Annotated in this window: 16 protein-coding genes; 7 read left to right on the plus strand and 9 right to left on the minus strand. The window is 43.1% G+C overall.

The genetic code is table 11. The annotated features are described in order from the left end of the window. Positions 1–53: 53 nt before the first annotated feature. The 5 genes from uppS to rpsB form a co-directional block, all read right to left on the minus strand. Positions 54–824 carry a polyprenyl diphosphate synthase gene (gene uppS, locus L4C32_RS15060; RefSeq protein WP_428197715.1) on the minus strand — a complete coding sequence of 257 codons (771 nt, stop codon included), beginning with the start codon at positions 822–824 and terminating at the stop codon, positions 54–56. A gap of 91 nt (positions 825–915) precedes the next feature. Then, the gene (gene frr / locus L4C32_RS15065) at positions 916–1,473 is read right to left on the minus strand and encodes a ribosome recycling factor (RefSeq protein ID WP_428197716.1); all 558 of its coding nucleotides are present in this window, start codon (positions 1,471–1,473) and stop codon (positions 916–918) included. A gap of 47 nt (positions 1,474–1,520) precedes the next feature. Next, positions 1,521–2,252 (minus strand): UMP kinase, encoded by a 732-nt coding sequence (gene pyrH / locus L4C32_RS15070; protein WP_428197717.1) that lies wholly within the window; start codon positions 2,250–2,252, stop codon positions 1,521–1,523. 92 nt (positions 2,253–2,344) lie between these two features. Continuing rightward, a complete protein-coding gene (tsf, locus tag L4C32_RS15075; protein ID WP_428197718.1) occupies positions 2,345–3,193 on the minus strand; it encodes a translation elongation factor Ts in 849 nt (282 codons plus the stop codon). 136 nt (positions 3,194–3,329) lie between these two features. Next, the gene (rpsB, locus tag L4C32_RS15080) at positions 3,330–4,061 is read right to left on the minus strand and encodes a 30S ribosomal protein S2 (RefSeq protein ID WP_428197719.1); all 732 of its coding nucleotides are present in this window, start codon (positions 4,059–4,061) and stop codon (positions 3,330–3,332) included. Between the two features lie 288 nt (positions 4,062–4,349). Here rpsB and map point away from each other — a divergent pair, with 288 nt between their 5' ends. The 3 genes from map (at position 4,350) to L4C32_RS15095 (ending at position 8,490) form a co-directional block, all read left to right on the plus strand. Beyond that, complete coding sequence (map, locus tag L4C32_RS15085; RefSeq protein ID WP_428197720.1) at positions 4,350–5,228, plus strand: type I methionyl aminopeptidase; 879 nt, start codon at positions 4,350–4,352, stop codon at positions 5,226–5,228. A gap of 88 nt (positions 5,229–5,316) precedes the next feature. Beyond that, positions 5,317–7,947 carry a bifunctional uridylyltransferase/uridylyl-removing protein GlnD gene (glnD, locus tag L4C32_RS15090; protein ID WP_428197721.1) on the plus strand — a complete coding sequence of 877 codons (2,631 nt, stop codon included), beginning with the start codon at positions 5,317–5,319 and terminating at the stop codon, positions 7,945–7,947. 162 nt (positions 7,948–8,109) lie between these two features. After that, positions 8,110–8,490: a DUF3461 family protein gene (locus tag L4C32_RS15095; protein WP_428197722.1), complete on the plus strand. Its 381-nt coding sequence runs from the start codon at positions 8,110–8,112 to the stop codon at positions 8,488–8,490. 50 nt (positions 8,491–8,540) lie between these two features. Here L4C32_RS15095 and truC read toward each other — a convergent pair whose 3' ends face one another. Then, on the minus strand, positions 8,541–9,308 hold the full coding sequence (gene truC, locus L4C32_RS15100) for a tRNA pseudouridine(65) synthase TruC (RefSeq protein WP_428197723.1): 768 nt from the start codon (positions 9,306–9,308) through the stop codon (positions 8,541–8,543). Continuing rightward, positions 9,308–9,634, minus strand: a complete 327-nt coding sequence (locus L4C32_RS15105) for a YqcC family protein (protein WP_428197724.1) — start codon at positions 9,632–9,634, stop codon at positions 9,308–9,310. The genes truC and L4C32_RS15105 overlap by 1 nt, the downstream gene beginning before the upstream one ends. Positions 9,635–9,727: 93 nt before the next feature. Between L4C32_RS15105 and L4C32_RS15110 the strand changes: the two genes are divergently transcribed. From L4C32_RS15110 to L4C32_RS15125, 4 genes are all read left to right on the plus strand, one after another. Continuing rightward, positions 9,728–10,780 (plus strand): DUF3549 family protein, encoded by a 1,053-nt coding sequence (locus L4C32_RS15110; protein WP_428197725.1) that lies wholly within the window; start codon positions 9,728–9,730, stop codon positions 10,778–10,780. Between the two features lie 4 nt (positions 10,781–10,784). Then, positions 10,785–11,090, plus strand: coding sequence for a DUF3301 domain-containing protein (locus L4C32_RS15115; RefSeq protein ID WP_428197726.1), 306 nt, complete (start codon positions 10,785–10,787; stop codon positions 11,088–11,090). A 751-nt stretch (positions 11,091–11,841) separates the two neighbouring features. Then, positions 11,842–12,120 (plus strand): hypothetical protein, encoded by a 279-nt coding sequence (locus tag L4C32_RS15120; protein WP_428197727.1) that lies wholly within the window; start codon positions 11,842–11,844, stop codon positions 12,118–12,120. Position 12,121: 1 nt separating this feature from the next. Beyond that, positions 12,122–12,571, plus strand: a complete 450-nt coding sequence (locus tag L4C32_RS15125; RefSeq protein WP_428197728.1) for a YaiI/YqxD family protein — start codon at positions 12,122–12,124, stop codon at positions 12,569–12,571. 26 nt (positions 12,572–12,597) lie between these two features. Here the strand turns inward: L4C32_RS15125 and L4C32_RS15130 are convergent, their stop codons facing one another. Both L4C32_RS15130 and syd read right to left on the minus strand, forming a co-directional pair. Beyond that, positions 12,598–13,371: a Zn-ribbon-containing protein gene (locus L4C32_RS15130; protein ID WP_428197729.1), complete on the minus strand. Its 774-nt coding sequence runs from the start codon at positions 13,369–13,371 to the stop codon at positions 12,598–12,600. Then, positions 13,372–13,923, minus strand: coding sequence for a SecY-interacting protein (gene syd, locus L4C32_RS15135; RefSeq protein WP_428197730.1), 552 nt, complete (start codon positions 13,921–13,923; stop codon positions 13,372–13,374). It abuts the gene before it with no gap. Positions 13,924–13,939 lie beyond the last annotated feature (16 nt).

The raw sequence follows: 13,939 nt of genomic DNA on the forward strand, positions 1-13,939 counted from the left end.
GGCAAAGGTTAGTTAGATACATCTTATTATTATAATGAAATTTATAGTGGTAACTACGACGCTCTTTCCATTAACGATCGCACTTGTTCACTTGTACATCCAAAACGTCGCTCTCTGTTAACAAACCAGGCAACAGCAGCCACTAGACTCTCTTCGTTAAACTCTGGCCAGAACTGCTCGGTAAAGTACATTTCAGCGTATGCTAACTTCCACAACACAAAGTTGCTAATTCTGCACTCACCACCGGTTCTGATCAACAGATCGACATCAGGCTCATCAGACATCTCAATACGCGAACCGATCAAAGATTCACTGATATCCTCAATGTCAATCGTGCCAGATTTTACATCTTCAGCAATGGTTTTTACCGCTTGGGTAATGTCCCACTTACCACCATAGTTGGCAGCAACATTGAGTATGAGCCCAGAATTATTGCAAGTTAACGCTTCGGCCTCTTTAATTTTCTTCTGTAAACGAGAACTAAATCGACTCTTATCACCGATAATTCGTAACTGGATACCATTTTTATGAAGTCGTTTCACCTCACGTGATAGGACTGTCATAAACAGCTCCATCAATAGGCTCACTTCTTCTTCTGGTCTGCGCCAATTTTCACTGCTAAATGCAAAAAGAGTGACCGCGGTGATCCCTAACTTATTCGCAGCCGCAATGGTGCCTCGTACGGCCTCAACGCCCGCTTTGTGGCCAAAGACTCGTGCTTTGCCTTTTGATTTCGCCCAGCGACCATTACCATCCATGATGATGGCAATATGTTGTGGTAATGACTGAGAATTCAGTACAGGATCATTGGCTTTATCAGACATAGTGCCCCTTCCTTACAAAAATAAAAAGCGCCACAGTGATGGTTATATCAATTATCACTCAGCGCTTATTCATCTATTAATGTAGAGGTAATTAAACTTCCATCAACTCTTTTTCTTTCACTTCAAGTAGTGAATCAACTAACTTAACCGCAGCATCAGTCAGTTTTTGGATCTCATCTTGAGCGCGATGATCATCATCTTCAGAGATCTCTTTCTCTTTAAGAAGTGCTTTTACATCACCGTTAGCATCACGACGAATGTTACGAATAGCAACACGTCCATTCTCCGCTTCACCACGTACAATTTTTACAAATTCGCGGCGACGCTCTTCAGTTAATGCAGGAAGTGGTACACGAATAACGGTACCCGCAGACATTGGATTCAAACCTAGGCTTGACTTCATGATCGCTTTTTCTACTGCTTGGGCTAACTCTTTATCAAAAACAGTAATGGCTAGCGTACGAGAATCTTCAGCAACAATGTTTGCCACTTGATTGATTGGTGTCGCTGCACCGTAATATTCAACACTTAACCCCTGTAATAAGCTCGGGTGTGCACGGCCTGTTCTGATTTTTGCCAGATTATTCTTTAGCGCTTCTACGCTTTTTTCCATACGCTCTTCAGCGTCTTGTTTGATTTCGTTAATCACAATATCATCCTATACATTCGTTAATCATTGACTGAAGACAGTCAATATCAATCACAATCAGAAATTAATGTACCTTCAGCTTCACCCAAAACGACGCGGCGAAGTGAACCTGGTTTATTCATATTGAATACGCGAATTGGCATGTTATGGTCACGTGCTAGCGTAAATGCAGCTAAATCCATGACTTTTAATTCTTTTTCTAAAATCGTGTTATAACTAAGCTTATCATAAAGTTTGGCTTCAGGGTTAGCGACAGGATCGCAATCAAAGACACCATCTACTTTCGTCGCTTTTAGTACGATATCAGCTTCAATCTCAATACCGCGTAAACACGCTGCAGAGTCTGTAGTAAAGAAAGGGTTACCCGTTCCTGCTGAGAATATCACCACTCGGCCTGTGCGTAACTGGCTTATCGCGTCAGCCCAATTATAATCATCGCATACACCTTTTAGTGGAATAGCTGACATCACTCGCGCGTTCACATAAGCACGGTGCAGTGCATCACGCATCGCTAGGCCATTCATTACTGTTGCTAGCATCCCCATGTGGTCACCCACAACTCTGTTCATACCCGCTTCAGCTAGACCAGCACCACGGAATAAGTTGCCACCACCGATCACGACGCCAACTTGAACACCCAGTTCAACTAACTCTTTTATCTCTTGAGCCATACGGTCAAGAATGGTTGGGTCAATGCCAAAACCTTCATTTCCTTGAAGGGCCTCGCCACTAAGTTTAAGCAAAATACGTTGATAAGTCGGCTTTGGGTTAGTAGTCATGAATTTACCTTTCAAAGAGATTTGTTTATTGATAATTATAAAAAGACCGCAGCCTTGGCCACGGTCCTTAATGTTAACCTAAATAACTAGGATTAACCTTTCTGAACTAGTGCAACTTCGTCTGCAAAGCTCATTTCGCTAGCTTTCTCGATACCTTCACCCACTTCTAAGCGGATAAAGTTAGTTACTGTCGCGCCTTTAGCTTTAAGCATTTGACCAACAGTTTGAGAAGGGTCCATTACGAACGCTTGACCTGTCAGAGAAACTTCGCCAGTGAATTTCTTCATGCGGCCAACAACCATTTTCTCTGCGATTTCAGCTGGCTTACCAGACTGAATAGCGATATCGATTTGAATTTGTTTTTCTTTTGCAACAACATCAGCTGGTACGTCATCAGGAGTAACGTAATCAGGTTTAGAAGCAGCAACGTGCATTGCAACTTGCTTAAGAGTCTCTGCGTCTGCATCAGAAGCAGCAACTACCACACCAATACGCTCACCGTGACGGTAAGAACCAACCACATCGCCTTCGATGTATTCAACACGGCGGATGCTCATGTTCTCACCGATTTTAGCAACTAGTGCAGCACGTTGCTCTTCAAATTTAGCTTGAAGTGCCGCTGTATCTAGTTTCTCAGCTAGTGCTGTTTCTGCAACTTCGTTAGAGAATGCAAGGAAGCTTGCATCTTTTGCAACGAAGTCAGTTTCACAGTTAACTTCAAGAATAGCAGCAACACCTGCCGCTTCTTTAATTAAGATTACACCATCAGCTGCAACACGACCCGCTTTTTTAGCTGCTTTAGCCGCGCCACTTTTACGCATGTTCTCGATCGCTAATTCAATATCAGCATTCGCTTCAACAAGCGCTTTTTTACAATCCATCATGCCTGCGCCAGTACGTTCGCGCAGTTCTTTAACTAGAGCAGCAGTAACAGTTGCCATTGTTTAATCCTCGATAATTCCATTAAATGGAAAATTAAAAATCAGGGGCCAGAATACCGGCCCCTGCTAACTATGCTTAACTTTAAAAGTTAAGAGACTCACCAGGAGTGAGCTAAATCATTTTCACTAAGTGAAATTATTTAGCTTCTTCTACGAAACCGTCTTGCTCAGCTTGAACTACTAGGTCTTGGTTACGACCTTCAGTTACAGCTTGGCCAGCAGAGCCTAGGTAAAGTTTGATAGCGCGGATTGCGTCATCGTTACCTGGGATTACGTAGTCAACGCCATCTGGGTCAGAGTTAGTATCAACAACAGCAAATACTGGGATACCTAGGTTGTTTGCTTCTTTAATCGCAATATGTTCGTGATCAGCATCAATAACAAAAAGTGCGTCTGGAAGACCACCCATGTTTTTGATTCCGCCTAGAGAACGCTCTAGTTTTTCCATAGAACGAGTACGCATTAGCGCTTCTTTCTTAGTGATTTTTTCGAAAGTGCCATCTTGAGACTGTGCTTCAAACTCTTTTAGACGTTTGATTGACTGACGTACAGTTTTGTAGTTAGTCAACATACCACCCAACCAACGGTTGTTTACGTAGTACTGGTTGCTCTCGATTGCAGCTTCTTTAATAGCTTCAGATGCGGCACGCTTAGTACCAACAAAAAGAACCTTACCTTTACGAGATCCAATTTTGCCTAACTCAGCAAGTGCTTCGTTGAACATTGGAACAGTAGATTCTAAGTTGATGATATGAACTTTGTTACGTGCACCGAAAATGAAAGGCTTCATTTTTGGGTTCCAGTAACGAGTTTGGTGACCGAAGTGAACACCAGCTTGAAGCATGTCGCGCATTGATACAGTAGCCATTTAATAATTCCTCTATGGGGTTAGGCCTCCACACTCCCCATGTTACCGACCTTATTAGCTTGAGAATCAAACTGTACGGCACCCCGGAACATGTGTCGGAATGTGTGTGATTTAAAGTAATTTATGTTCGAACGCACAATCCAAAGATCATGAATCCGGCGCGCTTTATACCATAAAACGACCACCAATATCCACTATTATCATCATTTTTTACTCTAGAGTTTCCTCATTGCTTCGTCACTGGTAACATAGTTTGATTGCATACTTGTCGCTAGTAGAGAATATAAAATGGCCGTAATAATAAAAACCTCGGAAGAGATAGAAAAGATGCGAATTGCGGGCAAACTTGCCGCGGACGTATTAGAGATGATTGAACCCTACATTGTTGAAGGGGTAACTACCGAAAGACTCAACCAGATTTGTGACGATTATGCTCGTAATAATAACGCCTACTCTGCACCGTTAAACTATCATGGTTTTACTAAATCTATCTGCACTTCGATCAATCACGTTGTCTGCCATGGCATACCAGCGTCTAACGATGAGCAAGGTTCTTCTGGTGAACTAAAACCTGCAGTCTTAAAAAGTGGCGATATTCTAAATGTCGATATTACGGTCATTATTCCGGATGATCCTGACGCAAACTTAGACACTCGACCTGTTGGTTATCACGGCGATACATCAAAAATGTTTTTGGTGGGTGAAGTAACGCAACCTAACAGCCGCTTGTGCAGTGTTGCTCAAGAGTCTCTTTATGTTGGTATGCGAAAAGTTCGTCCTGGCGCTAAACTTGGCGAAATAGGCACCGCGATTGAGAAGTACATTAAAAATAATAATAAGAAAAACCCAAAGAATAAATACTCCATTGTTCGAGATTTTTGTGGCCATGGCATAGGTAAAGGCTTCCATGAAGACCCTCAAGTTGTGCACTATAAAAATAACGATAAAACCGTATTAAAAGAGGGAATGTGTTTCACCATTGAACCGATGATTAACGCGGGTAAGTTTGGTTGTGTCGTTGATGAAGCTGATGGCTGGACCGTGTATACCGTCGATGGAAAAAATACCGCACAATGGGAGCACACTTTGTTAGTGACCAAAAATGGTTGTGAAGTGCTCACTTTACGCTCTGATGAGAATATACCGAGATTCTTCAATAATAAGTAACCCTGCGCGACATCATTTGAGCAGTTCATTGTAAAATGTTGAACTGCTTAATCTAGCTCAATGACTCAACTAAGCTGCAAGGAACGCTATGCTTAACACTCTCATTACTCCCGACAATTTAAGCCAGCAACAGATCACATCTCACTATATCCGTGAGCAACTGGACCTATTTTCTGAACAGCAAAAGCAACAATTTATTGAACGTGGTGCGGTAGATATTTTAGTACTAGAGCGTTCACAATATATCGACAAACTGCTCAGACGCCTTTGGTCTCACTACCAGCTCGACAGCATAAATAAACTCGCATTAGTCGCAGTAGGTGGATATGGTAGAGAAGAGTTACACCCACTGTCAGACATCGATCTGCTTATCCTATCCGAATCCCAACTGTCTGAGCCTCTCGGCGAAACTGTCAGTGAGTTTCTCACTTTTTTATGGGACCTCCGCTTAGAAGTTGGCCACAGTGTCAGAACAGTTGAGCAGTGCTTTGACGTTGGTAAAGGGGACATTACTGTCGCCACCAACCTTCAAGAATCCAGACTTCTTTTTGGCTGTGAAGAGACATTTGAACAGCTGCAACAGACGATTGTATCACCACAATTTTGGCCAAGTGAAGACTTCTATCAAGCCAAACTGACAGAACAGCGTGAGCGACACGCCCGCTTTCATGATACGGCGTACAATCTAGAACCAGATATTAAGTCCACACCTGGTGGTTTAAGAGATATTCACACGCTTAGTTGGGTCGCACGTCGACATTTCGGGGCGACATCACTGCATGAAATGAGTGTTTACGGCTTTTTAACTGACGCCGAATTTCGAGAGCTAGTTGAGTGCCAAGACTACCTATGGCGAGTCCGTTTTGCCCTCCACCTCGAGCTAAAACGCTATGACAACCGCCTCACCTTTGGTCATCAAGCTCAAGTCGCTGAACATTTAGGTATTGTGGATCAAGGTAACCGCGGTGTTGAGCGAATGATGAAAGAGTTCTACCGTACATTACGACGTGTAACAGAGCTCAATACCATGTTACTAAAGCTGTTTGATCAAGCAATACTGCATAAAGGTGAAGAGCCTGAAGCGATCATTATCGACGATGACTTTCAAGTTCGTGGCAGCCTCATCGAAGCACGTAAACCTGCACTTTTTCAAGCCAGACCGGAAAGTATTCTTGATATGTTCTTGCATGTGGCTAACGATTCGGACATTGATGGCGTCAGTCCGCCGACATTGCGGCAGTTAAGAACCGCACGCAGGCGCCTTAATAAATTTTTATGTGAAATACCAGAAGCCAAAGAGAAATTTATCGCCCTGCTTCGCCATCCGAATGCACTCATCAAAGCATTCAGTTTAATGCACAAATTAGGCGTTCTGCCCGCTTACCTTCCTCAATGGAGTCAAATTGTTGGCCAGATGCAGTTTGATCTATTCCATGTTTACACCGTTGATGAACACAGCATGCGACTGCTTAATCACATCAATAAATTTTCACAGCCTGAGTATAAAGAGCGTCACCCTATCTGCTGTGATGTCTACCCAAAAATCATCCGAAAAGATCTGCTGATCGTAGCGGCTATTTTCCATGATATTGGTAAAGGCCGAGGGGGAGATCACTCTGAAATTGGTGCCGTTGATGCTTATGAGTTCTGTATTGACCATGACTTCTCTAAGCCTGAAGCAAAACTGGTCTCATGGTTGGTCAAAAATCACCTTCTGATGTCAGTAACGGCACAAAGGCGAGATATTTACGACCCAGAAGTGATCACCGAATTTGCCAAAACGGTTCGTGAAGAGGACTATCTCGATTATCTTGTCTGCTTAACGGTTGCCGATATATGTGCGACTAATCCTGATTTATGGAACAGCTGGAAAAGAACCTTAATTGCGGAGCTCTACTACTCCACTCAACGTGCCCTTAGACGCGGTTTAGAGAATCCGCCGGATCTACGTGAACGTATTCGTCACAATCAATTTATCGCTTCAGCCCAGCTGCGCAGTGAAAACTTCACGCCGAGAGAGATTGAGCTATTATGGCGTAGGTTTAAAGCCGACTACTTTCTACGGCACACCCCAAAGCAGATCACTTGGCATACCTCCTATCTGCTTAAACATAATAGCAACAAAACACTGATCTTAATCAGTAATGAATCTGCAAGAGGTGGTACTGAACTGTTTGTTTACAGCAAAGATAAACCAAAACTGTTTGCTTCGGTTGTTGCTGAGTTAGATCGCCGTAATTTCACCATTTTAAATGCTCAGATCATGACCAGTAAAGATGGTTACTCTCTGGATACTTTTATTATTCTTGATAATAAAAACCAGCTTATTGAACTCGATCGTCATCCTGCTATTGTTGAGCAGCTAACGACCATACTTGAGCAAGAGGCGCCCTCTGAGATACGAATACGCCGAACCCCAAGAAACTTACAGCACTTCAATGTAAAAACCAAAGCCGACTTTCTTCCTACCAAAACAGGAAAAAGAACGCTACTAGAACTGGTTGCTTTAGACACGCCAGGGCTACTCACTATCATTAGTGTGACGTTATCATCGCTTAATATTAACCTCCATGCGGCAAAAATATCCACCATTGGAGAACGGGCAGAGGATCTCTTTATTGTCACTTCAGAACAAGGGACGCCTTTAACTCTTGAGCAACAAACAGAAGTACAATCAGCCCTATTAAAAAATATCCAACAGCTCGAAGATTCTGAATAAAAGTCACGTCTCAAAAAATCGCTCTTATTAGAGAAATAAGAGCGATCTTCTCCACAACTCTTTGCTTTGTTTTAAAAAATGGCTATAACCTAGCAACATCTACTGCTAGAGTTATTTTTTGTAACACTAATTTTACCTTCCACTTACAGAAATGGGGTTTCTATGTATCCACACCTCAAAGGTTTAGGCATAACTGAGCCAGAGAAAATTGAACGTTACTCACTTCGCCAAGAGTCACAAACAGATATTTTAAAAATCTATTTTGTTAAAGAGAAAGGTGATTTTTTAGCGAAAAGCGTAAAATATAAATACCCTCGCCAACACAAAAATGTATTAGTGAACAGCAGTGACCGTCGATACAAAGAGGTCACGGAGATTAACCGAAACCTTACTTTGATCATTGATGAGTTGAATAAAATTACTCGCCAAGCTCCTGCTCCAGTCGATCTTAAAAAGAAAATCTTGGTCGATCTTCGTCATTTAGAGAAAGTAGTATCGAGTAAAATAGCTGAAATTGAAGCGGACCTAGAGAAGCTAAAATAGTCTCTGAATTGAGTACGAAAGATCGCGAACCTAACTTTCGTACTCGCCCTCTACTTAATTGACCATTCAAACCTTGTCATTAAGCGTTGCCATACCTCATCAAACTCCGCCTTAATCGTTACCGGCCTATCCGTGATTGGATGAATAAAGCTCAACTCAGACGCGTGAAGCATTAAACGGTGACAATCATAATGCTCTCGAAAAAGACGATTATGACGTCCATCACCATGACTGGTATCACCTATTATGGGGTGGCTAAGGTGGTGCATGTGTCTTCGCAATTGATGCTTACGCCCTGTGTGTGGCTTCATCTCTATCAACGAATAACGGCTGGTTGGGAATCGGCCTGTGGAGAAAGGAACTTCGATCTCTGCAAGAGGGCGATAGGCGGTAATCGCCTCTTTTGCTTCCGGCTCTTTAGTCGCCTTTTTATCCGCAATACGATCTTGCTCCTCTTTCAGAGGATAATCCAATACCGCCGCCTCCGTGATCCACCCCCTGACAATAGCATGATAGGTTTTCTTGATCTCACGACTGGCAAACAGTGGCATCACCTTAGAGGCAATTTCACTTGAAAGCGCAAAAAAAAGCACCCCTGAGGTTGGACGATCTAATCGATGCAACGGGAAGACATGCTGACCAATTTGATCTCTTAATGTTTGCATCACAAAGCGTGTTTCGTGGCGATCTAACCAAGAGCGGTGCACAAGCATTCCTGCTGGTTTATTCACCGCCACCAGAAACTCATCCTGATAGACAATCTCGAGCACCACAGGTTCAATCACTAGGCTCTCTGTTGCTTCTGGCTCTATGATCATTAATGAATCACCCTAGCCACTTCGTCTAACTCGACGCAGAGCTGATGCACTCTCTTTCCACCCTCGCTGCCCATCATGGTCTCTTCAACATAGGGAGAGATAGCAAATCCCACTGGTAACTCTTCACCCACATCGATCATCTCGTGCAGTTTGGGAATAAACACCCACTGTAACCACTCCTCACAACTTAGTGTATCCACAGAAAATGGCTCAACACTGGTTAAGGCAGTTAAACTTGGCGGCTCACTCTGCCACATGTCATAACGCCTAAGAACCAATTCAATTTGATCGAGTAGATTGATAATCAGTTCATTTTTTCTATTCATAACGTAATCTCTATCGCGCTTTATTCACTAAGGTTACCATTTAACGGTAATTCTCCCTATAATCTCACTATCTTAATACAAGTAATGAATATCATGGATACAATTCACTCTTTAACCGAACTTTTTCATCACGCTGGCAGCCAGTATCAAATTTTCGATCTCGGCCGTAGAGTGCAGACTATCGATACAAAACAGTTTCAAGCTGTCGAAGCGGGTCAACAACCCTACCCATTTCCACTACAAAGGCACGCTCATTTAGCCGTTGCTTTCTGGAATCCGCAACTTGAACAGCCTGAACCATGGATTTGGTTTTTGCGCCTACCTTTGGATGAGCGTAGCTTATTAATTCAAGGGGATATGGGTAACTTCATCAAATTTGTCATTGAAGCCACGGGAGCCAATCTACAGGCAGAACCGAGTCAAGAGCAACAAGATAAACTCGCCAACAATCCCTACATTTTTAAACCTAAAGATGACAAGATGGCACTTTTTACTAGCCAACTTAGGGTTAACTTACAGCAATCAAGTAGCCAGTATTATGAGCACGCTCAGCACTACTTAACGGGCAGCTTAGGATGGAACAACTGGCAAACGGTAGGGTTACAGGGGTTTGCTGATGTCTGCTGTCGCTTGCACCAAGAGCAAAACAACGTATTAGTGCGTAAAGCACTCCCTCACCTCCCAGCAGAGCCGCTCTATGCCATATTAGGCTGTTTAGAGCATTGTGATATCGCCGAAAAACTGGCGTTAAGAGTGGAAGAGCGTTTAATACAAGAGTCTCAACAAACCAACCCTGATCTTTTTTTAATGTCAGCACTGGTTCGGGCGCTAGCAGGGGCGGATCAAAAGATTTTACAATCAGCAATCACATTAATTCTTTCAAACCAACGCTTTAGTCACCCAGAGATACTCGTCGCCATCGTTGGCCGCTGCTGGACTGCACTGCAAGATCAAGCCACGGCAACCACGTTTTTATTACGTCTGGCTCAAACGGGTGATCAAAACCTTTTCAATCAAATTTTTGCCGACTTGGTCATGCAGCCCGTACTACGAATGACCATGTTATACCTCATACATAGTGATGCTGACCCTAAGCTAGTTGGGGCACTGGAAGCGTTGCAAAATAATACTAAGCAGGCTCAGTAGTCATATGGATAACTTATTGGCGATTTTACTGTTTAGCTTTATTGGATACGGTTTTTGGCAGCAACATCGTCAAAGTGAATTGGCCAACCTGGCGATTCAACGTCACTGCAAGCAGATGAGTTTACAACTTCTGAATGTCTCTAGGGGGGGCTATAAGCTGCGACTGCCTGATGGACGTAAAAGCTTCCATACACAATATCTGTTTGAGTTTTCAGCCATCGGTGACGACTGTTATCAGGGGACGTTAATTATGAAAGGGTTTCGACCAGCGCACTTCACACTCCCTCCACACCGCATGCCGGGTGAATAATTCAGCGCCCAAAAAAGAATAGGCCCGATATACCTAAGTATATCGGGCCTTTAGTCTCACTCGCAGCAATCCAGCTACATTGAGGTGCTCCTTGCATCAAATCCTTGATAGTATTCTGATTCCATCAGATCTTCCATAACATCACTGTCCTAGTGGTGTCCTTTTCGGCCCTATCCATGACCTGTCAACAATCCCGTATTGACGCTCTCATTTATTCCTTGAACGGTGTCCTTGACTTCATCCTGAAGCTAATCCAACCCTCTATCCTAGAGGTATCCTTCTGCATCCTGCTAGTCGCTATCCGAGCCACTATTACATCCATTTAATGTCCAAAGCTTCCGTACTGATAACTCTTCCTGAGCTACCTATCTCTTATCCTTAGATTGCCTCATCCTGAGACACCCCACATCCATTGGGTCATTTTCTATTCCAGTGTCAGTATCCTTCCGACACCAATAAGATTACGCTTTTACTTTTTTTCGACAATAGACCCGAATCACATTTATAGAGCCAGTCATCGACTGGCTATCCTGACCAACCATAAAATCAATTAATTACAATAAGTTACAATCAATTACTACATAAAAACCCATTAAGGTCAGCGCAATCTCCCACGCACAAATAGCGGATCTCTTACACTGCAATAAGCCAATTATCATTATTGTTCGATTTCCTTCCTCTTAACAGTGTGCAGCTCAATAGCAATTGGTTATCATATTGCTTAGAAAAGAGACAACAAGAGAACAACAACATGCATGAGATCACCCCGCAACTAGAAACAATAATGCAAACATTAACGGATGAAGGCAAAAAACCGAGCGTGGCGTTAGTAAAAGCTCGTCTAACGAGCCCCGTTCCGATGCCTGCTATTATCATGGCGCTACAAGCATGGAAGTCTGGCAAGAACCTGCCGAAAATTGAGGTTCCTAATTCCACAATATGTGATCAACAGAAAATTGAACAACTCGAACAGCAGCTTATCGCTCTGACACAACGGGTTGCCGAGCTAGAAAGTAAAGGAAAAAACTAATATGCATATTTGGGTCGATGCAGACGCCTGTCCAAAAGTCATTAAAGAGACACTTTTCAGAGCGGCTGAGCGTACAGGTCTGATGCTCACGTTAGTCGCAAACCACAGTATTGCAGTTCCAGCTGCTGCCAACATTCGTTCACTACGCGTTGAGTCTGGATTTGATGTTGCTGATGATGAAATTGTAAAACGAATTGAGCGGGGAGATTTGGTGATTACTGCTGACATTCCCTTAGCAGCAGAGGTGATAGAGAAAGGAGGGCTAGCCCTCAACCCAAGAGGAGAGCTCTACACCATTGAAACCATTAAAGCGCGACTTAATATCCGTGATTTCATGGATACGTTACGATCAAGTGGGATTCAAACGGGTGGACCAAGTACCTTATCTCAGACCGACCGTCGTGAATTTGCCAACAATCTTGATCGCATTTTAGCCAAAGTGAAAAAGTAAAATAGACGTCTCGTTACGTTTTCATATTACTGAAAATCCCACGATAAATTAGAGACAATTCGGCACTCATCGCATTTAAAATCAAAAATGTCATGCAGAGTTGTCTCCACTCTCCACGCCTTATCACATTTAGGACAGTGACGATCTTGTTGCTCTTTTAAACTGGTGCCTCCAACCTGATACTGATAGTAATACGTTGGGATTTTGGTTAAATGCTCAATTCGACCGCGTATGTCCCAACCCCGTCGAAACAAGTCGCTACTGACATCAGATATCTCTCTTACTGCCGCAAACTTTGCCGCACAAGCATCTGCCATCTGCACCTCATCACACGCCTGCCACTCTGTTTGCCATTTGATCACGGATTTATGATCGCCATTAAAAGTGGCTGGATTGCGGTATAACGGAATAGGCATCAAGGTGTCACCACTACGAAGTGGTGAACAAGTGTGTAGGTAGGTAGTATAAATAACTTGCCAGCTTGGCGCCTGGTCATCAGCAGACTCTTCTGAGTTAATATCTCGTCCCAATAGTTTGGCTTTGGGGGATAACAGCATAGCTTCAGACAGCCGTTTGATACTCAGATTAACAAAATCAGAGTTATAGCTAGCTTGGAGACTCTCTTCTTCAGGGCAAACTACCCTCACTCTAAAATCGCCATCCCCCATGACAATTGGGAACTCTCTCCCCAAAATCTGTCCATTATAACGCCATGCTTCAATCAGACGGTTAATCGCCTGATCAACGGCGGTCACTGTGGTGTTATCAAAACACTCAAACTGTAATTCAATCGCTATCATCTATGCAGCCACAACCGGTTTAAGTTTATTCAAAAATTGGCACAAGTTCTCGCTCAAAACCTTTCTCTGTTTGGTACCCAGCTTTTCTAAAATAACCTCACCACTAATATTGCAAATAGAGATCACTTCTAGCTCTTCATCTGTGGTTGCAATAAACAGGGTGGGTTTTAATTTCAGTCGTCGTTGTGTCACTAGGTGACCAATCAAATTCTGCTGTAAACGAACCAGATCTTCATCACTCCATACCTGCAGTAACGTAATCACATTACTATCAAATGAGGCCTGCATATCCGCACTAAACTGACTGCAATAAAACTCAATACAATCAGGGTGAATTAAGATATCCATCCCCTCTTCGACATTCGAAAAGTTTGCGTTCTCTTCTCGATGAACAGGTTGCCACTCAACCGCGTGTGCACTTTCGTTTATAATGCATGGTGAAGCGAGTCCTACCATCTCTTCTGATATTGGTAGGCTATCCTTAATTTCTTTCCAAGCAAAAACATAACGTTGGCCTAATTCACTCAGTGATTGAGTTACTGTTTGGTTCATTTCCAACTCCACTCTT

This window comes from Aliivibrio kagoshimensis, assembly GCF_050337105.1.
GTDB lineage: Bacteria > Pseudomonadota > Gammaproteobacteria > Enterobacterales > Vibrionaceae > Aliivibrio_A > Aliivibrio_A kagoshimensis.